27 protein-coding genes and 1 pseudogene are annotated in these 26,271 nt (G+C 61.9%); 19 read left to right on the top strand and 9 right to left on the bottom strand.

Going from position 1 to position 26,271, the window contains the following annotated elements:
• Positions 1-8: 8 nt before the first annotated feature.
• Positions 9-770, bottom strand: a complete 762-nt coding sequence (locus LVY75_23820; protein XAZ21841.1) for a sulfite exporter TauE/SafE family protein — start codon at positions 768-770, stop codon at positions 9-11.
• Between the two features lie 248 nt (positions 771-1,018).
• Here LVY75_23820 and LVY75_23815 point away from each other — a divergent pair, with 248 nt between their 5' ends.
• The 3 genes from LVY75_23815 (at position 1,019) to LVY75_23805 (ending at position 3,811) form a co-directional block, all read left to right on the top strand.
• A complete protein-coding gene (locus LVY75_23815; GenBank protein XAZ21840.1) occupies positions 1,019-1,756 on the top strand; it encodes a carbonic anhydrase in 738 nt (245 codons plus the stop codon).
• Between the two features lie 55 nt (positions 1,757-1,811).
• Complete coding sequence (locus tag LVY75_23810) at positions 1,812-2,618, top strand: class I SAM-dependent methyltransferase (GenBank protein ID XAZ21839.1); 807 nt, start codon at positions 1,812-1,814, stop codon at positions 2,616-2,618.
• A 302-nt stretch (positions 2,619-2,920) separates the two neighbouring features.
• Positions 2,921-3,811 (top strand): class I SAM-dependent methyltransferase, encoded by an 891-nt coding sequence (locus tag LVY75_23805; protein ID XAZ21838.1) that lies wholly within the window; start codon positions 2,921-2,923, stop codon positions 3,809-3,811.
• A 51-nt stretch (positions 3,812-3,862) separates the two neighbouring features.
• Here LVY75_23805 and LVY75_23800 read toward each other — a convergent pair whose 3' ends face one another.
• Positions 3,863-5,206 (bottom strand): FAD-binding oxidoreductase, encoded by a 1,344-nt coding sequence (locus tag LVY75_23800; GenBank protein ID XAZ21837.1) that lies wholly within the window; start codon positions 5,204-5,206, stop codon positions 3,863-3,865.
• Between the two features lie 253 nt (positions 5,207-5,459).
• On the opposite strand from LVY75_23800, the gene LVY75_23795 reads away from it, so the two are divergent.
• The 6 genes and pseudogenes from LVY75_23795 to LVY75_23770 all read left to right on the top strand — a co-directional run bounded on the left by LVY75_23795 (position 5,460) and on the right by LVY75_23770 (position 10,861).
• Positions 5,460-6,194, top strand: a complete 735-nt coding sequence (locus LVY75_23795) for a glycosyltransferase family 25 protein (protein XAZ21836.1) — start codon at positions 5,460-5,462, stop codon at positions 6,192-6,194.
• A gap of 315 nt (positions 6,195-6,509) precedes the next feature.
• Positions 6,510-7,652, top strand: a complete 1,143-nt coding sequence (locus tag LVY75_23790; protein XAZ21835.1) for a glycosyltransferase family 4 protein — start codon at positions 6,510-6,512, stop codon at positions 7,650-7,652.
• Positions 7,630-8,562 (top strand): glycosyl hydrolase family 43, encoded by a 933-nt coding sequence (locus LVY75_23785; protein XAZ21834.1) that lies wholly within the window; start codon positions 7,630-7,632, stop codon positions 8,560-8,562. The genes LVY75_23790 and LVY75_23785 overlap by 23 nt, the downstream gene beginning before the upstream one ends.
• A gap of 117 nt (positions 8,563-8,679) precedes the next feature.
• Positions 8,680-9,444 (top strand): sugar phosphate isomerase/epimerase, encoded by a 765-nt coding sequence (locus LVY75_23780; protein XAZ21833.1) that lies wholly within the window; start codon positions 8,680-8,682, stop codon positions 9,442-9,444.
• Between the two features lie 170 nt (positions 9,445-9,614).
• Positions 9,615-10,562, top strand: coding sequence for a glycosyltransferase (locus LVY75_23775; protein XAZ21832.1), 948 nt, complete (start codon positions 9,615-9,617; stop codon positions 10,560-10,562).
• Positions 10,563-10,564: 2 nt separating this feature from the next.
• A pseudogene (locus tag LVY75_23770) lies at positions 10,565-10,861 on the top strand (glycosyltransferase).
• A gap of 13 nt (positions 10,862-10,874) precedes the next feature.
• Here the strand turns inward: LVY75_23770 and LVY75_23765 are convergent.
• Together LVY75_23765 and LVY75_23760 are read right to left on the bottom strand one after the other, a co-directional pair.
• Positions 10,875-11,141 carry a hypothetical protein gene (locus LVY75_23765; protein XAZ21831.1) on the bottom strand — a complete coding sequence of 89 codons (267 nt, stop codon included), beginning with the start codon at positions 11,139-11,141 and terminating at the stop codon, positions 10,875-10,877.
• Positions 11,138-11,377: a hypothetical protein gene (locus LVY75_23760; protein ID XAZ21830.1), complete on the bottom strand. Its 240-nt coding sequence runs from the start codon at positions 11,375-11,377 to the stop codon at positions 11,138-11,140. The genes LVY75_23765 and LVY75_23760 overlap by 4 nt, the downstream gene beginning before the upstream one ends.
• Positions 11,378-11,580: 203 nt before the next feature.
• On the opposite strand from LVY75_23760, the gene LVY75_23755 reads away from it, so the two are divergent.
• Positions 11,581-11,982 (top strand): GFA family protein, encoded by a 402-nt coding sequence (locus LVY75_23755; GenBank protein XAZ21829.1) that lies wholly within the window; start codon positions 11,581-11,583, stop codon positions 11,980-11,982.
• A 432-nt stretch (positions 11,983-12,414) separates the two neighbouring features.
• Here the strand turns inward: LVY75_23755 and LVY75_23750 are convergent, their stop codons facing one another.
• A complete protein-coding gene (locus tag LVY75_23750) occupies positions 12,415-13,566 on the bottom strand; it encodes a hypothetical protein (protein XAZ21828.1) in 1,152 nt (383 codons plus the stop codon).
• Between the two features lie 701 nt (positions 13,567-14,267).
• Between LVY75_23750 and LVY75_23745 the strand changes: the two genes are divergently transcribed.
• From LVY75_23745 to LVY75_23735, 3 genes are all read left to right on the top strand, one after another.
• Positions 14,268-14,444 (top strand): hypothetical protein, encoded by a 177-nt coding sequence (locus tag LVY75_23745; protein ID XAZ21827.1) that lies wholly within the window; start codon positions 14,268-14,270, stop codon positions 14,442-14,444.
• A gap of 329 nt (positions 14,445-14,773) precedes the next feature.
• Positions 14,774-15,076 carry a UBP-type zinc finger domain-containing protein gene (locus tag LVY75_23740; protein XAZ21826.1) on the top strand — a complete coding sequence of 101 codons (303 nt, stop codon included), beginning with the start codon at positions 14,774-14,776 and terminating at the stop codon, positions 15,074-15,076.
• A gap of 10 nt (positions 15,077-15,086) precedes the next feature.
• A complete protein-coding gene (locus LVY75_23735; GenBank protein XAZ21825.1) occupies positions 15,087-16,784 on the top strand; it encodes an FAD-dependent oxidoreductase in 1,698 nt (565 codons plus the stop codon).
• A gap of 7 nt (positions 16,785-16,791) precedes the next feature.
• Here LVY75_23735 and LVY75_23730 read toward each other — a convergent pair whose 3' ends face one another.
• The gene (locus LVY75_23730; protein XAZ21824.1) at positions 16,792-17,724 is read right to left on the bottom strand and encodes a LysR family transcriptional regulator; all 933 of its coding nucleotides are present in this window, start codon (positions 17,722-17,724) and stop codon (positions 16,792-16,794) included.
• Between the two features lie 178 nt (positions 17,725-17,902).
• On the opposite strand from LVY75_23730, the gene LVY75_23725 reads away from it, so the two are divergent.
• Positions 17,903-19,066: a mandelate racemase/muconate lactonizing enzyme family protein gene (locus tag LVY75_23725; protein XAZ21823.1), complete on the top strand. Its 1,164-nt coding sequence runs from the start codon at positions 17,903-17,905 to the stop codon at positions 19,064-19,066.
• Positions 19,067-19,083: 17 nt separating this feature from the next.
• Here LVY75_23725 and LVY75_23720 read toward each other — a convergent pair whose 3' ends face one another.
• Positions 19,084-19,662, bottom strand: coding sequence for a TetR/AcrR family transcriptional regulator (locus tag LVY75_23720; protein XAZ21822.1), 579 nt, complete (start codon positions 19,660-19,662; stop codon positions 19,084-19,086).
• A 137-nt stretch (positions 19,663-19,799) separates the two neighbouring features.
• On the opposite strand from LVY75_23720, the gene LVY75_23715 reads away from it, so the two are divergent.
• The 3 genes from LVY75_23715 (at position 19,800) to LVY75_23705 (ending at position 23,443) form a co-directional block, all read left to right on the top strand.
• Positions 19,800-20,531, top strand: coding sequence for an SDR family NAD(P)-dependent oxidoreductase (locus tag LVY75_23715; protein XAZ21821.1), 732 nt, complete (start codon positions 19,800-19,802; stop codon positions 20,529-20,531).
• A 180-nt stretch (positions 20,532-20,711) separates the two neighbouring features.
• Positions 20,712-21,257: an ATP-binding protein gene (locus tag LVY75_23710; GenBank protein XAZ21820.1), complete on the top strand. Its 546-nt coding sequence runs from the start codon at positions 20,712-20,714 to the stop codon at positions 21,255-21,257.
• Between the two features lie 431 nt (positions 21,258-21,688).
• The gene (locus LVY75_23705; GenBank protein XAZ25811.1) at positions 21,689-23,443 is read left to right on the top strand and encodes an acetolactate synthase 3 large subunit; all 1,755 of its coding nucleotides are present in this window, start codon (positions 21,689-21,691) and stop codon (positions 23,441-23,443) included.
• A gap of 58 nt (positions 23,444-23,501) precedes the next feature.
• On the opposite strand, the gene LVY75_23700 is transcribed toward LVY75_23705, so the two are convergent.
• Positions 23,502-24,371, bottom strand: coding sequence for a Na+-dependent transporter (locus LVY75_23700; protein ID XAZ21819.1), 870 nt, complete (start codon positions 24,369-24,371; stop codon positions 23,502-23,504).
• 200 nt (positions 24,372-24,571) lie between these two features.
• Positions 24,572-25,213 (bottom strand): dihydrofolate reductase family protein, encoded by a 642-nt coding sequence (locus LVY75_23695; protein ID XAZ21818.1) that lies wholly within the window; start codon positions 25,211-25,213, stop codon positions 24,572-24,574.
• Positions 25,214-25,302: 89 nt separating this feature from the next.
• Between LVY75_23695 and LVY75_23690 the strand changes: the two genes are divergently transcribed.
• Positions 25,303-25,824 carry a helix-turn-helix transcriptional regulator gene (locus tag LVY75_23690; protein ID XAZ21817.1) on the top strand — a complete coding sequence of 174 codons (522 nt, stop codon included), beginning with the start codon at positions 25,303-25,305 and terminating at the stop codon, positions 25,822-25,824.
• 42 nt (positions 25,825-25,866) lie between these two features.
• A complete protein-coding gene (locus tag LVY75_23685) occupies positions 25,867-26,202 on the top strand; it encodes a hypothetical protein (GenBank protein XAZ21816.1) in 336 nt (111 codons plus the stop codon).
• Positions 26,203-26,271: the final 69 nt, after the last annotated feature.

Below are 26,271 nucleotides of genomic sequence, written 5' to 3'. Positions count from 1 at the left end.
GACGGGCCTTAGCTCCAGTATTTGACCGCGTAGACGATCGTCATCGCAGCGCCGGTGACGATGACGAACCAGCGGACCACGATGGCCGGCAGCACGCGCACGAGGGTGCCTCCGAGATAGCCGCCCACCAGGGCGCCAGACAGCATCGTCAAGGTCTCCGGCCAGCGGACGGCGCGCTCGGCGATGAAGATGACGACGGCTGCCATGCTGACCGAGGTCGCAAGCAGGTTTTTCAAGGCTTTCACCCGGCGGATATCGTCCGGGTCGGCAATCGAGAGAACCGCCGTCAGGATGACGCCGAGGCCGGCGCCGAAGAAGCCGCCATAGATCGACGAGAGGCCGAGGACGGAAAGGCCGAGGCCGCGTGAGGGCTCGGCATCCCCGCGCCTTGCTTCCGCCCAGGCGGCGATGCGCGGCGAGAAGAGGAAGAGCAGGGTGGCAATGCCGATCAGGGCCGGAACGGGCAGGACGAAGAGCCGCTCGGGCAAGGCGAGCAGCAGCAGCGCGCCGATGGCGCCGCCGAGGAGACAGACGAGCACGGACGACCAGAGTTTTGCGTCGAGTGGCAGTACCTTGCCGCGGTCGGCGAGGACGGCGAGCAGATGGCCCGGCACGATCGCTACCGCATTCGAGGCATTGGCGGTAATGGGCGGCAGGCCGGCTGCGAGCATGGCGGGGAAGGTGAGCAATGTCGCGCCGCCGGCGAGCGCATTGATCACGCCACCTGCGACGCCCGATAGAAACAGCAGTAAAACGATGCCCGATGTCATTGGCTGCCCCCATCTCCCCGACGTGTCTTTGGATGCATCAGGGGGCATGGAAAGGACAAGCCGCCGATAGGCCGAGGGCGTTCGCGCAGTGAAATATTCCGGAGGGGGCGCCGTGTCATGTGCCGATAACGGCTGATTGTGCCTCACCCGTTTGGGCGACTTGCACAAGCTCGGCGCTCGCGCTGCCATGAGCAAGCGGGCTGCGGGTTTCGGCATGTCAATCGTGGGTTCAACCCGGGGAGGGGAAGATGCATGATCTCAAGCAATATTCCGGCGTGGCTTGCAGCTGCGGCAGCTGTCCCGATCTGCCCGACGATCAGGGGCGGCGGCGTTTCCTGTGCAGTGCGCTGGGAGGTGCGGCGTTGGCGGCGGGGATTGCCGTCGCATCCGCCGGGCCTGTTTCGGCGCAGAGTACGATGATGCCGGACGAAGCGCTGAAGGCGATGATGGAGGGAAACAAGCGGTTCACCGAGGGGCGTCTCCAGTCGCTCAACGAAGACCTTTCGATCCTCAAGGCGAAGACTGCGGAAAAGCAGGAGCCTTTCGCGGCGGTGCTCTCCTGCGCCGATTCACGCGTGCCCGTGGAGTTCGTCTTCGACCAGAGCATCGGCCAGCTCTTCGTCGTGCGCGTTGCCGGAAATATCGCCACGCCCGAGATCATCGCCAGTCTCGAATATGGCGTTGCCGTTCTCGGCGCGCGGCTGCTGATGGTGCTCGGCCACAGCAATTGCGGCGCGGTGAAAGCCACGATCGACGGCAAGGCCGTGCCCGGCCAGATTGGAGCCCTCTATGCGCCGATCTGGCCTGCGGTAAATGCTGCGGGCAATGATCTCGAGGCTGCCGTCGACGCCAACGCCAAGATGCAGGCGACGCTGATCAGCCGGAGCTCGACCGTGATTGCGGGTGCTGCCAAGGAGGGAAAGCTCAAGGTCGTCGCGGCGCGCTACGATATCGCGAGCGGGGTGGTGTCCCTGCTTGGTTCGTGAATGCGCTTTCTTGCGGAATGGGATAGGTCTACGGGCTGTCAGCGCGGAGATCGTCATGTCTGGTGACATCCTTGCCCGTTCGTTCGGCCGGCAAGCTTTTGGACTGAGCCCTGAAAACTATCAGTTGGCCCGGCCACCCTATCCTTCTTCGGTGTGGGAGGTGTTGCGGCAGCGGGCGGGTTTGCGATCCGGTGTTTCGGTACTGGAGATCGGCGCAGGAACCGGGCTTGCTACCGAGCATCTTCTGGATCAGGGGCCGCAGCGGCTTCTGGCGGTCGAGCCGGACAGGCGGCTTGTGGAATTCCTGCGGGCGCGGCTGCATCGCCCCGAACTCGAGGTGATCGAGCAGCCTTTCGAGGAACTGAACGAGGCTCCGGACTCCTTCGATCTCGTCGTCAGCGCAACGGCATTTCATTGGCTCGATGCCGTTCCGGCGTTGCGGCATATCCATGCCTTGCTTCGGCATGGCGGCGCGGTCGCTCTGATCTGGAACGTCTTCGGGGACAATATCAGGCCCGATCCCTTCCATGAGGCGAGTGCGCATCTCTTTGCGGGGCATCGCGCAAGTCCATCGGGCGGGGGAACGACGCAGACGCCTTACGGGCTCGATAGCGAGGCCCGGCTCCGGGATTTCGAGGCGGCCTCATTCCATTGCGATCCGCCTGTCATGTTCGAGTGGACGCTGACGCTCGATCCGCCCGCGGTGCGGCGGCTCTACGCGACCTATTCGAATGTCGTGGCATTGGAGGCGGAGAAGCGGGAAGAGCTGCTGGACGCGCTGGAAGATCTCGCAAGGGGTGATTTCGGCGGTGTCGTCACCAGGAACATGACGACATCGGTTTTCATCGCGAGGCGGAAGTAGAGCGGCAATAGAATAGCAGTAGTCTCAGGCAGGCTCGCTCCGGCGCTACTTCCGATGGGCATTGCCATCCCTCACGACGTTGCCGCATCTAAGCCCTTGGGTGGCACTTGCCCCCCAAAGGTTGGTGGCCGGTCTAGAGAATTTGTCCTTAAGAGCATGTGTGCTGCGTGCCTATTGGCCGGTAGCCTAGTGATGATGGCCTAGGGCGAAGGAGGCCGCGTTGGGCGGCCTTGCGTCCAGTGAGCCGGGCAAACAGTCTGGCGCTTTGAGTGCGCGTGGTTGATAGTTGAGGGTGGGTTCCCATGGTTTCAGTTCAGTATCCCAATTCCGCACGCATCAGCGATACCTATCTCCGGCATCGCTCCGATGAAGATAACAATGCGTCAGAAAGCCATCTGCCGTCGCGCTACGTCGCCCAGGATACGGTCGACTGCCTGCATCACGACCGGATGTATGCGTCGCTCAATCCGCTCCTCAGCCACGCTGCAGGCACGAGCTGGATGACGGTCGGCGATGGACGCTTCGGGACCGATGCCAATTTCCTGCGGCCGCACGTTCAATCGGTTCTTGCAACCAGCATATCCGCATCGACGCTCGAAATTGCCAAGCGGCGAAACTGGATCGACGGCTATTCGGAAGAGAATGCCGAAAAGATATCCTTCGACGACGAGCAATTCGACTATGTGCTGTGCAAGGAAGCCTATCATCACTTCCCGCGGCCATCCGTCGGCCTCTATGAGATGCTCCGCGTTTCCCGCCTGGGCGTCGTGCTCATCGAACCATTGGACGGCCATTCGCCGCTTGGAAACCTCAAGAGAAGCATCAAGCGCTTCCTGCGCGGCGAGCATGCCTATGACCAGTTTGAACCTGTCGGCAATTTCGTCTTCCGCCTGTCGCGATCGGAAACATTCAAGATCATGACGGCGCTCGGATATTACGGGATCGCCTGGCGGCCCATGAACGGCTTCTGGTGGGGGCCGCTCAGCGGCGCAAGCAAATCGAAATCTTCTGCGCGGCTGGCGGGTTACTGGTCAGGCATTTATGCGCAGGATATGGCTTGCAGCCTGCGGCTGCTGTCGCCGGGGCTGGTGACCATGATCTGCCTGAAGAAACCGCCTGCTCCGGAGCTTCTTCGCGACCTGAAGAAGCAGGGCTTCCGGATCGAGGTGTCGCCGAAAAATCCCTATACTTGATCATCCGGTAATCTGTCCTGCCCGGGCAAGGTGGCAGGCATTCGCGTCGGATCAGATCGCCGGCCCCGGCCGGATGCGGCTGCCGTCGGTGAAGCGCGACAGCCGGAAGCGGTTGAGATCGTGGCCGGGGGCGTTGCCCTGGATCAGGTCGGAGACGACGCGGCCGATGCCCGGGCCGATACCGAAGCCGTGGCCGCTCATGCCTGTTGCGACGAAGAGGCCGGCGATGGCCTCGGCGCGGTCGACGATCGGCACGATATCGGGCATGGCGTCGATCATGCCGGCCCAGCTTGCCTTCAGGCGCACGGTTCCGAATTGCGGAAAGAGGCGCTGGAAATCGCGCCTGATCGCTTCGAGGCTGGATTGTTCGGGGGCGGGGTTGAGCAAGCGCATCCGTTCGAACGGGCTCTCTGCATCCGCAGTCCAGTCGCGCGGGGTCGACCAGCTGTCCGGAAAGCCTTCGGGAGCCGCGGGCGAATAGCGTGTGCCGAACGGGTGAGCCATGAGCGCCGGCAGGTATTTTGTCGCGTGGCGGAAGGCATCGGGGCCGAGATAGAGGCGATGGTCTCTCGGCGCCAGCGTGTAGCCGCCATCCTGCCTGCGGCGGAAGGCGACATCGGCGCCGGCGGCCGCACCTGCGTGGATTTCGGCCAAGGGCTCGGTTGCGGCAACGGTGGCGCGGACGGCGAGCTGCGGGATGGAGACGCCGTGTCTTCTCAGGAAGAGCGACGACCAGGCGCCGCCGGCGACGAGCACGGTCGAGGTCTCGATGCGGCCGGCCTCGGTCCAGACGCCGCTCACCTTGCCCGAGGAGATATCAAGGGTTCGCGCCGCGCAGTTCTCGATGATCGTGACACCCAGACGGACGGCGAGCCTGGCAAGAGCGGGCACGGCGAGCCATGGCTCGGCGCGCATGTCCGACGGCGTCGTCATGGCGCCTGCGAATTTGCGGGACATGCCCTGGAAGAGGGAAGCCGTCTGCCCGCCATCGAGCAGGCGGGTGTCGAGATCGTAGGCGCTCGCGAGCTTCATGAAGGTCTCGAAGCCGGCCATCTCCTTGTCCGAGTTGGCGAGATAGGTGACGCCGGTCTTGAAAAGGCCGATATCCTCGCCGCATTCTGCCGCAAGCTCTTCCCAGAGGCGGCAGGCCTCGATGACGATGGGCAGTTCGTCCGCATCACGCCCCTGCTTGCGGATCCAGCCCCAGTTGCGCGAGGACTGCTCGGCGGCAATGCGGCCCTTCTCGATGAGCGTCACGGAAATCTTGCGCTTTGCCAGGAACAGCGCCGTCGAAACACCGATGACGCCGCCGCCGATGATGACGACGTCGGAGGTTTTCGGAAGAGGGCCGTGATGCTGGATGGGGTCGTTTAGCGAGAAGGGGAAGGCGGGCAAGTCATGCGTCCTGAAATGCTGTTCGATGGGGTATGAGTGCTAGAGGCTCCGCTCCCGCAATTCAAGCCGATGTCATCGCGGTCGCGGACTTGCTCCTGGTCGAATAACGAGAAATTCGTCACCAACATCGCTGTCATGCAACGACGACAGGTTGCATAGCCGGCGGGGGAAGTGCTAGGCGAACTTTCATGACGGGACGCCCGGCCTCGGGGAGGCCTGTGGCTGCCCTGGGCTGCAGAACCACGGTTGGGCGATGACGACCTGCATTTATGTGATCAATCTCGACCGCTCCACGGAGCGGTGGAATGCCTTGTCCGGTCAGGCCGAAGCCCTGCAGTTCGATCTCATTCGCGTTGCCGGCGTCGACGGTCGGGAGGTTCCCGCAGATCAGCGCGTGGCCTGTGACGAGCGCGCCTTTCAGCGCAACAATGGCCGCACCATGCTGCCCGGCGAATACGGCTGCTACCGGAGCCATCTGAAGGTGCTCGAAGCCTTTCTGGAGACCGACAAGGCCGCCTGCATCATCGTCGAGGACGATATCATTCTGTCTGCCGATCTCATCGCGCGTGCCGAAGCGGCAATCGCGGCGGTGCCGGGTGCCGATGTGATCAAGCTCTTCAACCACCGCATCGTCGGTTTCAGGCCGGTTGCCGCCTCGGCAGTCGGCGATGAGATCGGGCGCGCAACGCATGGTCCGCAGGGGTCGGCCGCCTGCTATGTCGTAACGCGGATGGGCGCCCTGAAGCTCCTCAAGGCGATCGGCACCATGCGGTTTCCCTGGGATGTCGAACTGGAGCGGGGCTGGGCGTCCCGGGCGCGGATCTACACGACCCGCCAGAATGTAGCCGTCGTAAAAGAGGGCGGTTCGAACATCGGGACACGGTCAGTCTACAGGGCCACCAAATTTCCTTGGTGGAGGCGATTGCCTACCTATGCGATCCGCATCGCCGAGACGGCCCGCAGGATCAACTACGCATTGAAAAAATAAGGCGCCCGGACACGGACCCGCTTTTCAGGGCGCGCAAACGTGCAATTGCCGGCAAGGTCGGTCACACGACTTTTTCTGGCACTTTGGCAGGCTGTTTTATCGGCGTTACAGTCGTGCGGGATACTGCCGCAATTTTTCAAGAATTAGTTCAGCGGGTTACCCAGAAAATGGTTATTCCGTGGCTAAAAGCTTACGATTCTGTATAGTTACGCAGTCTTGTTTGCGTAGGTTCTCCGATGTAAATCATCGTCGAAACCTATCGAGAAGTGTTTCGCCAACAACTCAACTCGGTCGGCTATCGGTCTGAGGTGTATTGTGAGCGCTCGAAAAGATTTCGTGGGTGAGTTGCATCCGCGCGCCTATGAGGCTGTCGATGCGGCAGCGTCTCATAAGTTGAAAATCCTGCATGTCCTGTTCTCCTCCAGGGTCGCTGGATCGGAACGATACTGCGCCGATCTTGCCAACGGGCAGGCTGCCCTTGGCCATGAGGTTCACGTTGCGGGACGATACGGCTCGCCGATTGCCGGCCTGCTCTCGAAAGAGGTGGCTTTTCACGGTTTCGCTTTCCCGTTTCTGAGAGGCCCGAGGCTGCGGCGGCTGATGGATCGGGCGGGAATCGAAATTGCGCATGGGCATCTCAGCCACGGCTGCAAGGCGCTTGCCGCAGCGCGCGACAGTGTCACCAGGGTCGCGACCCTGCATGTCGGCTACAAGACCAGGCAGCATGCCGGCCTCGACGGAGTGATCTGCGTCAACACTGCCCAGTCGGCGCGGCTCGGCACATTTGACGGTCAGTCGACGCTGATTTCCAACTGGCTGCCCGATGTCACATCGACCGAGAGCATGGATCTGCGCGCGCAGCTGAACTTGCCGCGCGGAACACGGCTTGTCGGCAGCGTCGGGCGTCTGCATCCCAGCAAGGGATATGATGTGCTCGTATCGGCCTTCCGGCAGTCGGCACCCGACAATGCCGTTCTCGTCATCGTCGGCGAGGGGCCGCATCGCGCCGCGCTGGAGAAGCTCGCGAAGGGCGACAGCCGCATCCACCTGCTCGGCTATTGCAACAATGTGCCGGGGTTCCTGCGCAACCTGGATCTCTTCGTGTCACCGTCACGAGAAGAGTCTGCAGGGCTCGCCATTCTCGAAGCCATGTACGAGGGGCTGCCGATCGTTGCCACGGCCGCCGAAGGCCCGTCGGAATATCTGCGCGAGCAGCCGGTGACGCTGGTCGCGCCGGGCTCGATCGATCAGCTGGCCGAAGCGCTTGCCGATGTCTTGCGGGAACAGCCCGTTGTCCGCCTGTCGCGCGTAGGCTACGACTTGGCTCCTTTCTCCCGTCCGGCAGGTATTGCGAATGTTCTCGATTTCTATTCCCGGCTTGCCCGCGCAGCCGCAGTGCCGGCCGCGCCCGACATCGATCCGCCGCGGTTGATCTATGCGTCTGAAGCCCAAGAGTGATTTCTGGCAGGTGGGCATCGTCCCGGCGCCCGCCGATACGCTGCTCGATGCCAAAGCCTTGGCGAGTTCTTCCGATCGCATCACATGGTTGCCCGATCCCGGGCCGTGGCGATATCTTGCCGATCCCTTCGCCGTGAGGAAGGGCGATAGCCTGCACGTTTTCGTGGAGGCCTATGATTACCATACCAAGCACGGTTTCATCGAGCGCCACGAACTGGTGGGGCCGGACCTCAAATGGCGCGGCAAGGCGGTGGCGCTCACCAGGCCTTTTCATCTCTCCTATCCCTTCCTGATCGAACAGGAAGGCGAGGTGCTGATGATGCCGGAAAGCCATAAGGCGGGGGAGGTCGCTCTTTACCGTGCCCGCTCGTTCCCGGATGACTGGGTGCGGGAAACGGTGCTGCTGACCGGTATGCCCGTTGCCGAGGCCTGCCTCATCGAGCATCAGGGCAAGTGGTGGATGTTCTACACGCTCGTCGGTGCAGGCGCGCGCGACCAGCGCGAGCTGCATATCGCCTTTGCCGATCGGCTGACCGGCCCGTGGAAGACCCATCCGCAAAATCCGGTGCTTGTGGATCGCTCCGGCGCCCGGCCTGGCGGCACGCCCTTTATCGGCGCCGATGGGCAGGTCATCCTGCCGGTCCAGGACTGCAGCGTCAGCTATGGCGGCGGCCTGCGCTTCCTGCGCTTCAGCCTGCTCAGCGAAACGCATGTGACCTGCGCGCATCTGCCGGCGCAGTTGACGGGCGATCTCGCCACTGCCGACTATCCCGACGGCCTTCACACGTTTTCCGCCTGCGGGAACCTGACGCTGATCGATGTGAAACGCATCGACAGATCCTTCGGCCGCCATATCGTCAACCTGAAGCGCAAGCTGTCGCCAAAGACCGCCTTGCCGGCATTGGGGTGATCTCGGCGTTTTACCCTCGCAATCTGTCTCGACACAGGCGAAACTGTGCCCGGATTCGATAAAGGGAACGGTCAAGATGCCTTGCCGGCGAGGGCGACAGTGGTCTGGGGATGAGCGATGACGAAGCCGTTGCTTTCGCTGCAGCTCTATTCGATGCGCGGTCTCGGAGATCTCGGCACGCAGCTTGAAAAGGCGGCGAGCGCCGGTTACGGCGCCGTGGAGCCGCTCGAGGGGCATCTGCGCGATGCCGATAATCTGCAGGCCGCGCTTGTGAGGAACGGGCTTTCGGCGCCATCCGCCCATGTCGGGCTGGAAGCGTTGCGCAGCGAGCGGCAGCGCTTTGTCGATGCCTGCCAGCAATGCGGCATCGGGCAGCTTTTCGTTCCGCATCCGGCGCCCGCGACGGCGAAGGAAACGAAAGCCGCATGGCAGCGGATCGGCCACGAGCTCGGGTCGCTTTCGGAGCAGATGAAGGCGGAAGGCATCGTGCTCGGCTATCACAACAAGATGGCGGGCTTCGAGCGCACCATTGGCGGGCGCTACGGTTTCGAGCTGATGTTCGAGGCAGCCAGGGGCAGCCCGCTTACCTGGCAGGCGGATATTGCCTGGCTGGCGCGCGCCCAGCCCAATGCCATCGAATGGATCAGGCATTATGCGTCGGTGCTGGTCTCCGTGCATGTCAAGGATCAGGCACCCGACGATATGGACCCGGACGAGGACGGCTGGGCGAATGTCGGCTCCGGCGTGCTGCTCTGGCCGTCGCTCTGGCGGGCAGCGGTTGCAAGCGGGGCGCGGCTCTTCGTCGTCGAGCACGACAATCCGCGGCTGCCCTTCGAATTTGCGGCGCGTAGCTATGCCTATCTCAGCCGGTTCCTGACGTAGACCTGCCGGCCCTTCGCTGCCGCTCATCGATGGAAATGTCGGGAAATTATGCAGCCGGGAAAAATCATCGTCCCTGCCATGCCTTTAGATATGGCGCAGGGGGGACTTGCGGCAAGACCCCGGTCGAGGCGTAGAACGCTTATCCTGATCAACAGCATCGGGAGAAGAGCATGCGTGTATTGCTTTCCACATACGGGTCGCGCGGAGATGTACAGCCATTGGCGGCGCTGGCGGTTGCCTTGCAGAGACTTGGCGCAGAGGCGGTGGTCTGCGCGCCGCCGGATGCGGAGTTTGCCGGGCTGCTCGAGCGGCTCGGCGTTCCGCTCGCGCCAGCAAACACGCCCGTGCGCCAATGGGTGAGCGAGGTGATGAAGAGCGCCGAGAGCAATACGCGGGAGCGTTCGGCCGATGGCATTTCCGAACGCGCAGCCGGGATATTGGCGGGCCAGTTCGAGGCGCTTTCGGCAGCTGCGGAAGGATGCGATCTCATCGTCGCGGCGGGGCTGTTTCCGGCGATGGCGGCGGCACAGCTGGTGGCAGAGCGGGCCGGCATCGGCTATTTCGGGGCGACATTCTGCCCGATCTTCCTGCCGTCGCATCATCACAAGCCGCATGAATTCAAGGGCCGAGCGCATCCACCCGGCGTGACCGACAACCGGGTCCTCTGGGACTATGATATTGAAACGAAGAATGTGATCTTCGGCGGGGCCTATAATCGGCTGCGCGCGTCGATGGGCATGGCGACGGTGGACAATGTGCGCGATCCGGTCCTGACACGCCGGCCGTTGCTTGCGGCCGATCCTGTGGTCGGGCCGCTGCTTGCGACGGATCTGATCGACGCGGTGCAGACGGGCGCCTGGATGCTCGATGACGACCGGCCGCTGCCGGCGGCTCTGGAAGATTTTCTCGATAATGGAACAGCGCCCGTCTATGTCGGCTTCGGCAGCATGCCGATGCATGCGCTGAAGGATGCCTCGGGCGTCATCCTCGCTGCGATCCGCGCTGCGGGGCGGCGTGCGGTGCTGTCGCGCGGCTGGGCCGGGCTGGTGACTGATGATGGCGCGCGCGCGACTGCTTCGTCATCGAGGAGGCCAATCATCAGGCGCTCTTTCCGCTGACTGCGGCGATCGTCCATCACGGAGGGGCCGGCACGACGGCGGCCGCTGCCCGTGCCGGCGTGCCGCAGGTGGTCGTGGCGCAGATAGCCGATCAGCCCTATTGGGCGGGTCGTGTTGCCGCACTCGGCATCGGCGTCGCGCATGAGGGGACGATACCGACGCTGGAGACCTTCTCCGCCGCGCTTTCGGCGGCATTGCAGCCCGACATGCGCCAGCGCGCCGGGGCTGTTGCCCCCACGATCCGAACCGACGGGGCGATGGTGGCGGCAAGGCTGCTGCTTGCCTCGGCCGGCAGATAAGCGGGGATTGCGGTCAATCGCGTGGCAGCCTGCCAAGCAGCAGCTGGTTTCCCGTGCGGTTGCCGCAACCGCTGCATTTCAGGCGAAGGCTGATCCTCGCCAGCGATATGTCCTTGCCGTAGCGGTAGGCGAGCACGCGCCGGTCGATCCTCGTCTCGCGCTGACAAGCCGGGCATTGGGCTTGGATGACATACCATTGCGGCAGGGTGGCGAGCGTCTCCCTGTCGGTTGCGACCTCCTCATGGCTGGCGACGAGATCGATGCTGCGGCGGTGTTTCATGTCCGGTCAAGGGAGGAGCGCTCGAAGGAAGGCCGCCAGCCGCGGGTCATGCCCCGGCTGAGGGCGCCTTCGGCAAGCGCAAGCTGCTGGCGCAGGTGGCGACAGTCCTGCAGAAGCGTGGCGATAGCTGCCTTGGCATCCTCGTCGTGCCAGGAGAGCACTGCCTCGACCTCCCAGCTCAGGTCTTCGTTTGCGATCACATCACCATCGGGTTTGGGGGCCAATTGCGGACGCATGTTCTCATTCTCCTTGCCGAGCATTTCAGTTCCAGATTGTCGGGATGGCGGCCGCAGCGCCAAGGATGTTCTTATTATGTTCTCATTTCGGGAGGAGTCAAGGCATGATCTGACTTGCAGGCTGCAGGGGCGGAATTTGCAGGTGGCGCCCGATTGAGGCAGGATGGATCCTTCCAAACAGGCAGGGATGAAACGGTGCGCTGATGCTGGTCGGCTCATGTCATTGCGGCAAGGCGGGCTGGACGCTGGAAGGCGATCCGGGCTCGATCACGGCGTGCAACTGCACGCTCTGCCGGCGCTATGGAGCGCTCTGGGCCTATGATTACGAAGGCGAGCGGATCACCGTCAGCGGCGAGACCGGCTCCTATACGCGGACCGGCCGGGAGACGGCGTCGCTGGAAATATTGTTCTGCCCGACCTGCGCCTGCGTGCTCAGCTGGCGCGGCCTGAGGCTCAACAGGGATGGCCGCCGGCGGATGGCGGTCAACCTGCGGCTGGCGCCGCCGGATCTCGTTTCCGATCTGCCGATCGATCACTTCGACGGGCTGGAGACATTTGACGACCTGCCCTCCAAGGGGCGGTGCGTGCGCGATCTCTGGTTCTGACGGTTCGGGGTTCTGACGGTTCGGGATGATTGCAGGCTGCCGATGTCCCGATCTTCCTCAAATCGGGAAATGCCGCTGAACGCGTTTGACGGAGTTGCTCTAGACCAGTCCATGGCCTCCGATAAAGAAGATCGCCGCGCACAGGATCAAGATCGCGGCGACCGCATGGACCCGGGAAAAACCATGTCCATGAGTTGGAGCCTCTGCACCATAACCAAGACTACGATGGTCTTCTTCGAAATTTGACAGCAAATCGCGCATTTCATGCCCCCCAGCATCCGGCCTGAATCTTATTTGCCAGGCTCAAGGGTAGCATGCGCTCGTTCGCGCGATTTGGGCAGATCGCTAAAGGTTCAATCACCTTCCGGTGGATGCTCCATACCCTGCGAAAACAGCCGGTAAACCGGCCGTTTTCAGATGCGGGGCGTGCGGTCAGACGAGCAGGGAGCTGTTTGCCAGGACGTCGGTATTGTCGAAGAACGTCTTGTTCACGCCGATGAACGCGATGTCCTGGGCAGCATGGGTCGTGCCGGCGCCGTCGGCGTCGTAGGACAGAATGCCGGTTGCGGAATTGTAGGTCAGCTCGGGGCCGGCCCTGGTTCCGCCGGCACCCAATTTGTTGACGATTTCGAACGAGGCTGCGTCCACCACGCCGTTATTGTCGACATCGAGGCCGGCGAAGGCCGGGCCGAGGCTGATCTTGTCGTCCGAATCGAAGTCCCAGATGAAGTCCTTGCTGGCTGCGCCCATGTCATCGAAATGGAACGTGTCGGCGCCGCCCTTGCCGTAGAGGCTGTCATTGCCGGCACCGCCGGCGATGAGATTGCTGCCGGCATTGCCGGTGATCATGTTGGCAAGGTCGTTGCCTGTCGCATCGATATCCGCCGTAGCGTTCAGCCGCAGGTTTTCGACAGGCCCCTGGTCACGCAGATCCACGCTGACCGTCGTCCAGATCGTGTCTATGCCGCCATCGGGAAGGGTGAGCAGCGGCCCTGAATAAATCGTGACGCGATCGCCCGTATCATCGAATATGTAGGTGTCGTTGCCAGTCGTTTCGAAGAAGGTATCGGCCCCGCCTTTGCCATCCAGCTGGTCGTCACCGGCATTGCCGACCATCCGGTCAGCGAAATTCGAACCGATGACCGAGACATGCTCGACATCAGGTTCGATGAAGAACTGGCCTGCATAACTGCCGTCTGCGTGGGTCAGGGCCAGGATGGATGTGAAGGTGCCCGGCCCGAAATTCGTGAAATCGACGTCGAGAGCTCCCATCGGCTGAAAGTTCAGGTATGCGGAATCCGTTCCTGCGTTGCCGAAGAACGTGACGTCGATCTGGCCGGGAAAGTCATGAGGAGGCGCAAAGATCAGGGTGTCGTTATCCGCTCCCCCGAAAATATCGTTTGATGTTTCCAAGAGATCCGGCAAGTCGAAAGTCGACGTCGCGATGCGAAAGGTGTCGTTGCCTTCATCGCCGAGGTAAACATCACTGTTCTCGAAGATAATTCCTGCCTCTGGGATTATTATAAGAGTAGAGTTCAGCGTGCGAAACACATCATCTCCAGGTGTGCCGTAAAAGGCGCTCATGCGTCTTCCTCCGTTTGCTGTTAAATCCGGATATTGTTGAGTGCCTCCTGCCGGGGCAAGTGAAACTACAATGACATTCACGTACCTATTCTGGCCGTCACCCTAGCATGTGGCGAAGTAAATGGCTACCTTGGGTTGATCTGATTGACGGCCGGAGGCAGTTCGGTGATGGGCAAGATCGTTTAGGTAGCTTTGATCACCATCAGTGTTGTTCAGGGGCACGCCAGTCGATGATGGGGCTTGAGAGGACCGCGCGCTCGCGCCAACGGAGCGGCAAGTATAATTCTTTCGATGCTGCCCGTTTTATCCGGTCGGCCTATTTTTCCACCTTTTTGCTATGTGGGTGATAATAGTAAATCGGCTAACTTTGCGATATCTGTGAAAATAAGGACGTTATTATGTGCCTGGATGCACAGAATAATTCTGACGTTTTGGCTTAGTAAAAGCTGATTCCGAAGGGAAACTATGAGGATCTACTGTTTTATCATTGCGCTTCAGCTCGGCCTGCTAATGTGGGTTGCGGCCTACTATAGCGTTCAGGGGCTTTATCTCTCGCTGAATGCTTCGCACTCCCAGACTGTTACCCTTGCTTCAGCCAATATCGCGGCGCTCCCTGGTGACGCCCGATGACAACGACTCCACACCGGCCGTGACGGCCCTGAAATCCGTGTCAAACCAAGAAACCTGAAAAAGACGCCACCGTGAGACCGCTGAATTCCCTCCTGATCGTCTATCTTGGCCCGCCGCTGATGGCAGCGGCGCTTCTTCTGTTCATGGTGTCATGGTTCGGCGACACGCCGTCCGACGCGCGGCAGGACACGGTGAGCAGCGTGCGAAAAGGCGGCAGGATCGGCAGTCACGTCGAAATGTTCCGGTAAACGGACGCATCACGCCATCATCGACAAGGGAAAAACGAGAAGGGCCACCAAGTGGGGCCCAGCGACCCTTCTCCAGCTGGTAGGTGCAGCATCCAGCGGCGGCAAAATACAAGCAGTAGCTGTTTCCGATAGTGACCGCGGTCACAGCGCTGCAATATTTTCTAGCGGAAGATGAACTAACCGGTCTCGCCTGCATGGCGGGCGCGGCCCTCTCGCTGCATATTGGCCGGCGAGGGGAACGGTTCTGCGCCTGGTTATGCTAGAGAAAATCGTCTTTTGATCTATCTTCCTCCGGCAGGCGCGAACTTCAAGAGAAAGAGGAGATGCAGATGTCGGTGTGCAAACATGTCGCAGCCGTTCGACCCGTCGAGCCGAGGACGCTCGGCTGCGAGGAATGCCTGGAGGAGGGACAGGAATGGGTCCATCTCCGGCTTTGCCGGGAATGCGGCCATGTCGGGTGCTGCGACCAGTCGATCGGGAAACATGCGACGGCGCATTTCCATGCCACGGGACATCCCATCATCGAAGGCTACGACCCGCCGGAAGGCTGGGGCTGGTGCTATCTCGACGAGACGATGGTGGAACTGCCGGATCAGACGCCGCAGCGCGGCCCGATCCCGATCTATTATTGAGCGTGCCGAGATGAGCTCCGACAGTCTCGAAACCCGCCGTCACCAGATGTTTCCGGTGCTGAGCGCCGCGCAGGTCCAGATGGCCGGGCGTTTTGCCAGCAGTGGCCCGCATTCCTTTACTCCCGGCGAGATCGTCTCGCAGATCGGCGACAGGCATTCGCCGGCATGGCTGATCCTTTCCGGCCGGCTCGACGTCTTCAGGCATGACGGCTTGTCGATGCCGGAAGCCCTGATCACGAGCCATGATGCAGGGCAGTTTTCGGGAGAGGTCAGCCAGCTTTCCGGGCGGCCGGTGCTTGCGGGCGGGCGTGCCGGGCCGGAAGGATGTGTGGCGCTGGCATTCGATGCTGCGCATCTGAAGGCTCTCATCATCGGATCGGCCGAGATCGGCGAGATCATCATGCGCGCCTATATCCTGCGGCGTGTGGAACTGATCAATTTCGGCGGCGCCGGCTCCGTTCTGATCGGCCATCCCGGAGAGCCCAATCTGGTTCGCCTGCAGGGCTTTCTGACCCGAGGCGGTTATCCACATGTCGTCCTCGATGCGGCCTCGGACCATGAAGGCCGGGGCCTGGTAGAGAGGCTTGGGATCCTGGCGAGCGAATTGCCGCTCATGGTCTGCCCCAGCGGCACGGTGCTCAAACATCCGACAGATGCCGAAGCAGCCTGCTGCCTCGGCATAACGCCGGAACTCGATCCGGAAACCGTCTATGATGTGGCGATCGTCGGGGCCGGCCCGTCGGGCCTGGCTGCTGCGGTCTACGCGGCATCGGAGGGGCTCAGCGTCATCGTCATCGATAACCGTTCGATCGGCGGGCAGGCCGGCAGTTCCTCCCGCATCGAAAACTATCTCGGCTTTCCGACCGGAATTTCAGGCCAGGCGCTCGCCGGCCGCGCCTTCAATCAGGCGCTCAAGTTCGGAGCGGAGATCGCCTTGCCGCTTGATGTGAACGAGCTCATTCCGGCCCCGGCCGGCAAACGCAGGACCGACCCTATGGTCTTGCGGATTGACGGGGACAGGGCGGTCAAGGCACGGACCGTCGTCATTGCCTCGGGCGCCAGGTATCGCAGGCCCGATATTCCCGACATAGCGCGCTTCGAGGGCGCCGGCATTTCCTATTGGGCATCCGCGATCGAAGCCAAACTCTGCGAAAACGACGATATCGCGCTCGTCGGCGGCGGCAATTCGGCCGGCCAGGCGATCGCATTCCTCGCGCCGCGGGTGCGGCGTCTCCACCTGGTGATCCGCCGAAGCCTGGCCGAGACCATGTCCACCTATCTCATCGATCGCATCGCTGCGCTGCCGAATGTGGAGATGCATCTCGGATGCGAGCTGACGGCGCTGTCGGAAGACCCGCATGGCCGGCTGGCGGCAACCATCACTGAGCTCAGGGCACAGTCCGAGAAGAACTTCGATCTTCGCCGCGTCTTCATGTTCATCGGCGCCGACCCGAATACCGACTGGATCAAATGCCGCATCAAGACGGATGACAGGGGCTTTATCAGGACCGGTACGACCTTCAGCCCTGAGGTCGAAGAGGAGCTCGGAAGGCGCGCCCTGCAGCTGGAGACCAGTCTTCCGAACGTCTTTGCGATCGGCGATGTCCGGGCCGGTTCGACGAAGCGGGTAGCGGCGGCCGTCGGCGAAGGTGCTGCCGTCGTCAGCGATATTCACGCGGCGCTGAGACAGGCTCCGCTCATGAAATGAGCCGGAGTCATGACGAACCACGATGGGCGGGTTGAATGCCAGCCTTGCCTTGAACGAGGTTCCAGAAGCTCTCGGCAATGTCGGTCATGCGCGCCCTTGGCCTGATCAGCACGATCCTGACCTCGACCACCCAATCATCCGATCCGGCTGAGGTTAGTCTTCCAGCCGGTCCCATCTCATCCGCCGCCAGGCTCTCCGGGATCCAGGCCACACCCTTTCCCTCGATCGCAAGTGCCTTCAGCGCCATTGCCAGATGCGAGGTGAAGACCGTCGAGAATTGCAGCGAAGATGTCCTGGCGGAAAGGGCGGATGACAGGATGCGGCCCATGCCCGACGTTTCCTCGAAGGCAAGATGGGGGATAGGGCGATCCGCGATCTCCGAAATGCTGTGGAGCGGCCGGCCATCCCGGTCCCGCCCGCTGACGGGGATCAGGCGGTCGGTCGCAAGCTCCACCTGCCTGTAGGCGTTCATGTCGAGGCGGATTCTGCTGTTTCGATGGTCGTGGCAGAGCAGGAACTGCGCGCGCCCCTCCATCATGATCCGCTCGCATTCGTTCATATTGTCGGAGAGGAGGCGGATGGGCATCGTCGATGCCTCGTGGCCGAGGCCTTGAATCCAGCCGGGAAAGAAGATGAACGACAGTGCGTGGGTGGCGGCAAAGGTCACCGTCGAGGTCGCCGCCCGCATCTGTTCGATTTCGCTGATGGCGCGCTCCAGACGGGCGGTGACATCATCGGCCGCTGCCAGCATGGCTTCGCCCGCGGGGGTCAGCTTCAGGCGGTGCGTGGACCGATCGACGAGTTCGGCGCCGCACCAGTCCTCCAGCGATTTGATGCGGCGGCCGAAAGCGGGCTGCGTGATATGGCGCTTTTCGGCGGCGCGCGAAAAGTTCAGGGTTTCCGCGAGTGCCTTGAGGTCGGCAAGCCAGGCCGTTTCCACTGATGTCGATCCGTTTTTGGTGATGCTTTGATGGCATCGAACAAATGGCATCCTGTCGATTATTTCAAGCGATTTCGAGATTCTCTATGCCGTATCGGCATTGAAAGAGCCCGGATCGGCATTGGACGACAGGGCGCCTGACTCGTAGAACATCGGCATCTGAAGAATGGAGACTGCCATGCGCATCATCGATGTCCGCGAAGTGACGAAGCCGATCGCTTCGCCGATCCGAAACGCCTATATCGATTTCAGCAAGATGACGACGAGCCTTGTTGCCGTCGTCACGGATGTCGTCAGAGACGGGCGGCGCGTGGTCGGCTACGGCTTCAATTCCAATGGGCGATACGGGCAGGGCGGGCTGATCCGAGAGCGCTTCCGGGACCGTATCCTGGAAGCGGCACCCGACAGTCTCGTCAACGATGCCGGCACCAATCTCGATCCGCAGCGGATCTGGGCAGCGATGATGAAGAACGAGAAGCCGGGCGGCCACGGCGAGCGTTCAGTCGCAGTCGGCACGATCGACATGGCGGTGTGGGATGCCGTTGCCAAGATCGAGGGCAAGCCGCTCTTCCGGTTGCTGGCGGATATGAAGGGCAGGCAAGCCGATCCCAGGGTCTTCGTCTATGCCGCCGGCGGATATTACTATCCCGGCAAGGACAATAGCGCGCTGCGCAAGGAGATGCGCACCTATCTCGACCGCGGCTATACCGTGGTCAAGATGAAGATCGGCGGGGCTTCGATCGACGAGGATCGCGGCCGTATCGAATCCGTGCTCGAGGAAATCGGGCCTGAGGCGCGGCTTGCCGTCGATGCAAACGGGCGTTTCGATCTGGAAACCGGCATCGCCTATGCCAAGATGCTGCGCGACTATCCGCTCTTCTGGTACGAGGAAATCGGCGATCCGCTCGATTATGCGCTGCAGGCGGCGATATCGGAATTCTACGATGCGCCGATGGCGACCGGCGAAAACCTGTTCTCGCATCAGGATGCCCGCAACCTCCTGCGCTACGGCGGCATGCGCGCCGACCGCGACTATCTGCAATTCGACTGCGCGCTGTCCTATGGGCTCGTGGAATATCTGCGTACACTCGATGTGCTGCGCCAGTTCGGCTGGTCGCCCTCACGCTGCATTCCGCATGGTGGCCACCAGATGTCGCTCAACATTGCGGCCGGCCTCGGCCTTGGCGGCAATGAGAGCTATCCGGATCTCTTCCAGCCCTATGGCGGATTCCCGGATGGGGTAGGGGTCATCGACGGCCACATCACCATGCCGGAACTGCCCGGCATCGGCTTCGAAGGCAAGTCGGACCTGATCAAGGTCATGCGGGAACTGGCGGAGTAGGACGCAGGCCGGCGATTTCAGGCCGCAATTCTCGCAGCATCCAGATAGGTGCAGAACATCAGCGTCAGCTGAGTCTGCAAACCGCCGTCGATGAGCAGTTCCGACATGTGACGGTCGAAGACATTGCGGACGGTGCCGCAGAGCACGTTCAGCATCATCACGTTGACGGTGGCGAGATTGTCGAACTCTGCGTCCGAGGCGGTGGCGAACATGGCATGGCTTGCCGCTTCGATGCGCTGCGACATCGCCTCGACGATGCCGGCGACATCGATCTCGGCGGCGGCGCGGTAGAGGGCGATCGTGACGTCGCGGCGCTCGATTTTCACCTCGATATAGGTGCTGACGAGGGCATCAGCCATCTCGGCATAGCGCGCGCCGCGATGGGCAAGGCAGGCGGCTTCCACGCGTTCGGCCAGCATCGTCAGGTACCGCTCGTTGACGGCGTGGAACAGCGCCTGCTTGTTCGGGAAATACTGGTATAGGGAGCCAACGGAGACGCCGGCTCTTTCGGCGACCCGCGTCGTCGTCAGGTCACCCGGGCCGTCCGCTATCAAAACCTGAATCGTCGCTTCGAAAATCGCCTCGACGGTGTTCACCGACCGCGCCTGACGCGGTGATTTGCGGGCATTTGCGGCTGATACCTGCGCGGAAACCATATGCGAATTCAAAACCTGAAGAATCCTTCTTATTTTCAATCTGCGCGCACCGATCGAGATTTTCAAGGAACTTCAGGATGAACGACACTGGACGTATCGCGCTCGTGACAGGCGCAAACAAGGGAATTGGATATGAAATCGCCAGACAGCTCGCCGGATCAGGCGTGTCTGTTTTCCTCGGCGCACGCGATGCCGGGCGCGGCCAGGCCGCGGCGGATGACCTCGCCGGGCAGGGGCTCGACGTAGCGTTCATCCGGATCGACGTCTGCGATGCGGGGAGCATTGCGGCCGCCGCCGCGGAGATCGATGCGCGGCACGGCCGCCTCGATATCCTCGTCAACAATGCCGGCATTGCCGACTATACGGACGGCGCGCCCGGCAAGGCTTCGCTCGATGCCGTGCGCAGCGAACTGGAGACCAATTTCATCGGGGCGCTCGCGGTGACGCAGGCGATGCTGCCGCTTTTGCGCAAGGCCAAGGCCGGGCGCATCGTCAACATGACCAGCAGCCTCGGCTCCCTGACGCTGAACGGCGATCCGAGCTGGCCGTTCTATGGCGTGCGGCTCATCGGCTACAATGCGTCGAAGGCGGCGCTGAACATGCTGACGGTCCAGCTCAATGCGGAGCTCAGCGATACCGGGATCACCGCCGTATCGGCTTGCCCCGGCCTCGTCGCCACCGACCTCAGCGGCCATCGCGGCGATCGCACGCCCTCGGAGGCTGCGGCTTTTCCGGTGCGAATGGCCTTGCTTCAAGGGCACGACCTGAAAGGCATTTGCCAGAGCGAGCAGGGCGCTGTCCCCTGGTGAGGGCCTTCTCGTTCACAGTCCACGGAAAGCGTGTCGGCCGCTGACACATTGTGTGAGCAAGTTCAGAGGGATAGAAATAGGCACATAGGTGGTGGCCGGCTCTTGCCAGTCGAGGCGTGAGGCACGATGTCAAACGCGGAGGTTCGTCGCCGATCAGGATCGCAGGGAGGCGGGTTTCGGATGGTGATGTCCTATCGGCAGGCAGTGGCCGCCGCCGAAGATCTGGTGCGAACCGAGCCGCGGATCGTGTTCATGATGTGCGGTTTGGCAGGTTCCGGCAAGACGACCTTTGCACAGCGGCTGGAGGCGCTCGGATGTGAGCGTTTCTCGATCGACGAAGAGGTCTGGCGGCATGACGGGCGTTTTGGCGTCGATTATCCGGAAGCTGCCTATGCCGATCTGCAGGCCGCCGCCGAAACGCGGCTGCGGCTCCGCCTTGAAGACCAGCTCATGCGCGGCACGAAGGCAGTGATCGATTTTGCCTTCTGGAATGGGGCGGTTCGCGCCCGCTACCGTGGGCTTGTCGAAGCTCGGGATCACCGGTGCTGCATCATTTATCTTCAGGTGGACGAGGCGATTTTGCTCGGCCGTTTGAGAGAACGCTCGGTACGGCGTGATGCAAATGCCGCGTTTCCGATAACGGACGAGCTGCTCGCGAAATATGTCCAAGGCTTCGATATTCCGAGCGGAGAAGAGGCATGGATCGTGCAGGCGACATTCGATTGAGAAAGCCTCCCTGCGAGGGCGCGACGAAAGCCGCGCCCTCAAAATGTCAGGCGTCAATCGCGACCGCCGTGCGATATGCATGAGGTGGACGCAGGTATCGGATGATCTAACCGCCGGCGTTGGCACGACATGCGGGCAGCGACAGCGCAATAGGGCAGGCAGAGATGCGATTGACGGACCGCAAATTTGCGGTTAGCTCTTACGCCCATGAAAATCGCAATGGTTCTCGTCGTGGTGATATCGCGCATGGGCAGGACGGTGTAACCGTCCGGCATCAGCCACCCATGCGCCGAACACAAGGTCCCTGACGGGGCCTTTTTTTGTGCCCCGTCGCAACCCAATCACCCTATCAACGACGGAAAATTGCTATGACCGGCGATAAGGCCAGCTTTACCCAAAATTCCCCCAATCCTTCTTCTTTCGGCCCCCTGATGAACGGCGGCGAGATCGTGCTGCGGGCGCTGCGCGACAATGGCGTCGAGCACATATTCGGCTATCCGGGCGCTGCCGTCCTGCCGATCTATGACGAGATCTTCCAGCAGGACGAGATCAAGCACCTGCTGGTGCGCCACGAGCAGGGCGCGGGACATGCCGCCGAGGGCTATGCGCGTTCGACCGGCAAGGTCGGCGTCATGCTGGTCACATCAGGACCGGGTGTCACCAATGCCGTCACCGCGCTGCAGGATGCGCTGATGGATTCCATTCCGCTCGTCTGCCTGACCGGGCAGGTGCCGACGACGCTGATCGGCACGGATGCCTTTCAGGAATGCGATACGGTCGGCATCACGCGGCCCTGCACCAAGCATAATTTCCTCGTCGATCACATCGACGATCTCGCAAGGACCATCCATCTCGCCTTCAGGATCGCGACGTCAGGCAGGCCGGGGCCGGTTCTGGTCGACATGCCGAAGGATGTGCTGTTTGCGAGCGGGCTTTATGTCGGGCCGCAGGAGGTTTCGATGCCTGCGAACTATAAGCTGCCGAGGTGCGGCGATCAGGAGGCGATCGCTGCCGCGATCAGGCTGATGGCGCAGGCTGAGCGGCCGCTCCTCTATACCGGTGGCGGCGTCATCAATTCCGGACCGGAGGCCTCGCGGCTGCTGCGGGAACTGGTGGAGCTCGCCGGCTTTCCCATCACCTCGACGCTGATGGGGCTCGGCGCCTATCCGGCGAGCGGACCGAACTGGCTGAAGATGCCCGGCATGCACGGTTCCTATGAGGCAAACATGGCGATGCATGATTGCGACCTGATGATTGCCATCGGTGCGCGTTTCGACGATCGCGTCACCTCGCGTGTCGACAGGTTTTCGCCGGGGTCGAGGAAGATCCATATCGATGTCGATCCATCCTCGATCAACAAGAATGTATCCGTCGATATCGGCATAACCGGCGATGCGGCCGATGTGCTGCGGGATCTGATCGAAGCCTGGCGGGCGCTTCCGGCCCGACCGGAACGCGGGCGGCTGGATGCCTGGTGGGGCGAGATCGCGCGATGGCGGGCGCGAAACTCCTTTGCCTATGAGATGCGCCATGATGCGATCATGCCGCAATATGCGCTGGAGCGGCTGCATGCGCTGACGACCGATCTCGACCCTATCGTCACGACCGATGTCGGCCAGCATCAGATGTGGGCGGCACAGCTCTTCGGTATCGAAGGGCCGAACCGCTGGCTCACCTCGGGCGGGCTCGGCACGATGGGTTATGGTCTGCCGGCGGCGATCGGCGCGCAGATCGCCCATCCCGGCCGGCTGGTTCTCGGCATTGTCGGCGATGGTTCGGTGCAGATGACACTGAAGGAGCTTTCGGCGGCCATGCAGCACCAGGCGCCGGTCAAGATCTTCATCCTCAACAATGCGCAGCTCGGCATGATCCGGCAATGGCAGCAGATCCTGCATGGCAACCGGCGGGATAAATCCTACTCCGCCTCGCTGCCTGATTTCGTCAAGCTGGCGGAAGCCTATGGCGCTGTGGGCCTGCGCTGCGAGAGGCCGGAGGAGCTGGATGAGAAGATCCGCGAGATGATCGCCACCGACCGGCCGGTTCTTTTCGACTGCCGGGTCGCGGCGCTGGAAAACGTCTATCCGATGGTCCGCAGCGGCCGGCCGCATAATGACATGCTGTTCGGCGAGGATGTCAGCGCGGCGGAAGCGGAGGGCGAATTCGGCTTCAGCCAGGGGCTGGTCTGAGCCTGCCGCGGCATCGGCCGGTGCCGAGAGCATCGGCCGATGCACCTGCTGGAGGATATTACGTGTCGAGGCTTTCGGCAGGTGCCTCGTTGACGCGGGCGAATTTCAGATAGGGTATCGCGACGAGCGCAGCGATGAAAACATGCAGCAGCACCACTGCTACCGCCGCCTTCTCGTCCGGAAAATTGTAGGCGGCGATCGCCATCGCGACGCCTGGATGGCGCGCGCCCGTCGCCAGTGCCAGAACCACGCGATCGTGGGCATGCGGCCCGCCCATGGCGTGGCCGACCAGCAGCCCGAACGCGGTAAAAAGTGCCAGAGACAGGATGAGCCCGTTGCCGACAAGCGCCCAGGTCGCAGGCAGCGTCACGATGAGGACCGGCAGAGCCGCCAGAATGAGCAGGGCGGTTCCGAGCCGTGCGATCGGTTGCACGAACTGCCGCGCAAGGACGGGGGCAAAGCGCTCGACCACCATCCCGAGCACGAGCGGCAGGATGACAGAGACGAGGACGATCGGCACGACACGGATGGCAGGCATCTGGTAGCGCTCGCCAAGGACGACATCTGCCAGTGCGATGGCGAGCGGAACGAGGACGACGGCGAGAAATGACGCTGTGACGCAGAGGCTGATCGCGTAGGAAGACGTCCCGGCCGCCTTACTCTGCCTTATCGTCAGGATCGGTGGAACGGGCGCCATTGCAAGGCCGATGAGGGCAATCTTGAGCGGCAGGGGCAGCGGAAACAAGAACGCGGCCGCCAGGGCCAAACCCAGCATGACGATGTTCATCGACAGGATGGATTTGAACAGCAGGACCGGGCGGGCGAGCAAGTAGGTGACGTCGCTGAACGTTGCCCGCAGCCCGAGCGCAAAAACGATCAGGAACAGGCTGGCCTTCAGAGTGAGCGTGACAAAATCCGCAAATGTCATTGCTGCTCCCCACCGGATTGATCGTGCGCGGTGTTGACCGTACGGATCGATCGGTAGGGAAAAACAGCGGGCCGCGGAAGTACGTTACGGTAAATGCCTGGTAACGGCGGCTTCGCGCCTGTAATGCCTGTCGCGCTCCTCCAAAAAAACCGGACGCTCGATCGCGCCCGGCGGATGCGCCGGTGGTAGTCTGTTGCGCCCTATTTCGACAGCACGACATGCGCCGCCAGTTCCGTCATCTCGTGGGATCTGACGGAGAAGCCGAGTGCGGGCAGATCGATGCCTTCGAACATGGCTTCACCCTTGCCAAGGACAACCGGAGAGATGGCGAAATGCATCTCGTCGACCAGGCCGGCCTTCAGATATTGCCTGACAGTACTGACGCCGCCGCCGATCTTGATGTCCTTGTCGCCGGCTGCGGCCCTGGCTTTTTCCAGTGCCTCCTCGATGCCGCCGGTGACGAAATGGAAGGTGGTGCCGCCTTCCATGACGATGGGCTCGCGGGCATGGTGGGTGAGGATGAAGGTCGGCGCGTGGTAGGGCGGGTTCGGCCCCCACCAGCCTTTCCACGCGTCGTCCGGCCATTCGCCCCGGATCGGGCCGAACATGTTACGGCCGAGGATGAAGGCGCCGAAGCCGGTATTGCCGGTCGAGGCATATTTCTCGTCGGTGCCGGTGGAGCCGGCATCCTTGCCGATCATGGCGCGGAAGGTGCGGGTGCCGAAGAACCACTGGTGCAGTTCCATGCCGCGCTTGCCGAGGGGATTTTCAAGACTCTGGTCCGGACCGGCGCCGAAACCATCGACCGAAAGGGAAAATGCAGCAACGCGTACACGTGCCATGTCAGCCTCCATCTGATTGCATTTTAAAATCAGTTGTCTTGTCGCATGACTGATCCTATAATGCAACTGGTTTTCTCACGGAGTCGAATATGGATATCGAGATACGGTCGGGCTGCCCGATCAACCTGACGATGGAGGTGCTGGGCGACCGATGGAGCCTTGTCATCATCAGGGATATCATGTTCGGCAATCGCCGGCACTTTCGCGAGCTCCTGACGCAATCGGAGGAGGGCATCGCCTCCAATATCCTTGCGGCGCGTCTCAAACGGCTGATGTCCTGCGGGCTGATCACCAAGCTCGACGATCCCTCCCACAGCCAGAAAGCGATCTACAGCCTGACGGAAGCTTCCATCCAGCTCGTACCCATGTTTGCGATGATCGGCGCCTGGGGGCGGCGGTTCCTGCCTGTGAGCGAGGATCTGAGCATCCGCGCCGAGCTGCTGGAGGAGGGCGGGCAGAAGCTGTGGGACGAGTTCATGGAGGACCTGAGACGGATCCATATCGTGGACCCGATCGGCGGGGCGAATGGATCCGTGAAATCGCCGGTCCTGGCGCGGCTGACGGCGGCCTTTCTGGACGTGCGCGCTAGGATGGATGCGGCGGCGGGATAGGCTGTTGATCAAAAATTAGAGCCAGTGAGGCTGAGCAATCAGATGGCAAATGTCGATGTGATGCCCTGGGCGGAGCGTGAATTCCTGATCTATCTTTCGTCCGTTCCAGATATTCCCGAGCAGATCGGCTTTGGCCGATACTATGAAACTAGCTGCGAAATCGTTCTGGAAGGCGGCGAGATTATCCGTCAAAACTGTGCCGTCCATCGACCGGCCGACATGCGAAGCGTCGTCGGCGAGCGGATCATCGACTGGCTGCTACTTTTGATCAGGACCGACCTTACCTCGACGCAGCTTTCCCGAGCCACATTCAGCATTGGGCAAGACTGCATTGCACTAAATGAAGCTGAAGCGCGGGCACGCTGGAGCAGAGGTTAAAGCGCGGATTATCGGGCGCGTGAAGCATTTATGGAGCGTTTGCTGCAACGTGCTTCTCCCGGCGACTAT

This window comes from Sinorhizobium sp. B11 (assembly GCA_039725955.1).
Taxonomy (GTDB): domain Bacteria; phylum Pseudomonadota; class Alphaproteobacteria; order Rhizobiales; family Rhizobiaceae; genus Rhizobium.
Note: the sequence above shows the minus strand (reverse complement) of the source record. Positions and strands in the feature narration are given on the sequence as shown.

Bases quoted from the DNA above. Each gene is read 5' to 3' on its own strand.
- LVY75_23820 (XAZ21841.1), bottom strand. From the start codon at position 770: ATGACATCGGGCATCGTTTTACTGCTGTTTCTATCGGGCGTCGCAGGT.
- LVY75_23710 (XAZ21820.1), top strand. From the start codon at position 20,712: ATGGTGATGTCCTATCGGCAGGCAGTGGCCGCCGCCGAAGATCTGGTG.
- LVY75_23775 (XAZ21832.1), top strand. From the start codon at position 9,615: ATGCGTGTATTGCTTTCCACATACGGGTCGCGCGGAGATGTACAGCCA.
- LVY75_23795 (XAZ21836.1), top strand. From the start codon at position 5,460: ATGACGACCTGCATTTATGTGATCAATCTCGACCGCTCCACGGAGCGG.
- LVY75_23765 (XAZ21831.1), bottom strand. From the start codon at position 11,141: ATGAAACACCGCCGCAGCATCGATCTCGTCGCCAGCCATGAGGAGGTC.
- LVY75_23735 (XAZ21825.1), top strand. From the start codon at position 15,087: ATGAGCTCCGACAGTCTCGAAACCCGCCGTCACCAGATGTTTCCGGTG.
- LVY75_23755 (XAZ21829.1), top strand. From the start codon at position 11,581: ATGCTGGTCGGCTCATGTCATTGCGGCAAGGCGGGCTGGACGCTGGAA.
- LVY75_23695 (XAZ21818.1), bottom strand. From the start codon at position 25,213: ATGGCACGTGTACGCGTTGCTGCATTTTCCCTTTCGGTCGATGGTTTC.
- LVY75_23815 (XAZ21840.1), top strand. From the start codon at position 1,019: ATGCATGATCTCAAGCAATATTCCGGCGTGGCTTGCAGCTGCGGCAGC.
- LVY75_23725 (XAZ21823.1), top strand. From the start codon at position 17,903: ATGCGCATCATCGATGTCCGCGAAGTGACGAAGCCGATCGCTTCGCCG.
- LVY75_23700 (XAZ21819.1), bottom strand. From the start codon at position 24,371: ATGACATTTGCGGATTTTGTCACGCTCACTCTGAAGGCCAGCCTGTTC.
- LVY75_23810 (XAZ21839.1), top strand. From the start codon at position 1,812: ATGTCTGGTGACATCCTTGCCCGTTCGTTCGGCCGGCAAGCTTTTGGA.
- LVY75_23805 (XAZ21838.1), top strand. From the start codon at position 2,921: ATGGTTTCAGTTCAGTATCCCAATTCCGCACGCATCAGCGATACCTAT.
- LVY75_23760 (XAZ21830.1), bottom strand. From the start codon at position 11,377: ATGCGTCCGCAATTGGCCCCCAAACCCGATGGTGATGTGATCGCAAAC.
- LVY75_23750 (XAZ21828.1), bottom strand. From the start codon at position 13,566: ATGAGCGCCTTTTACGGCACACCTGGAGATGATGTGTTTCGCACGCTG.
- LVY75_23690 (XAZ21817.1), top strand. From the start codon at position 25,303: ATGGATATCGAGATACGGTCGGGCTGCCCGATCAACCTGACGATGGAG.
- LVY75_23705 (XAZ25811.1), top strand. From the start codon at position 21,689: ATGAACGGCGGCGAGATCGTGCTGCGGGCGCTGCGCGACAATGGCGTC.
- LVY75_23780 (XAZ21833.1), top strand. From the start codon at position 8,680: ATGACGAAGCCGTTGCTTTCGCTGCAGCTCTATTCGATGCGCGGTCTC.
- LVY75_23715 (XAZ21821.1), top strand. From the start codon at position 19,800: ATGAACGACACTGGACGTATCGCGCTCGTGACAGGCGCAAACAAGGGA.
- LVY75_23785 (XAZ21834.1), top strand. From the start codon at position 7,630: ATGCGTCTGAAGCCCAAGAGTGATTTCTGGCAGGTGGGCATCGTCCCG.
- LVY75_23685 (XAZ21816.1), top strand. From the start codon at position 25,867: ATGGCAAATGTCGATGTGATGCCCTGGGCGGAGCGTGAATTCCTGATC.
- LVY75_23740 (XAZ21826.1), top strand. From the start codon at position 14,774: ATGTCGGTGTGCAAACATGTCGCAGCCGTTCGACCCGTCGAGCCGAGG.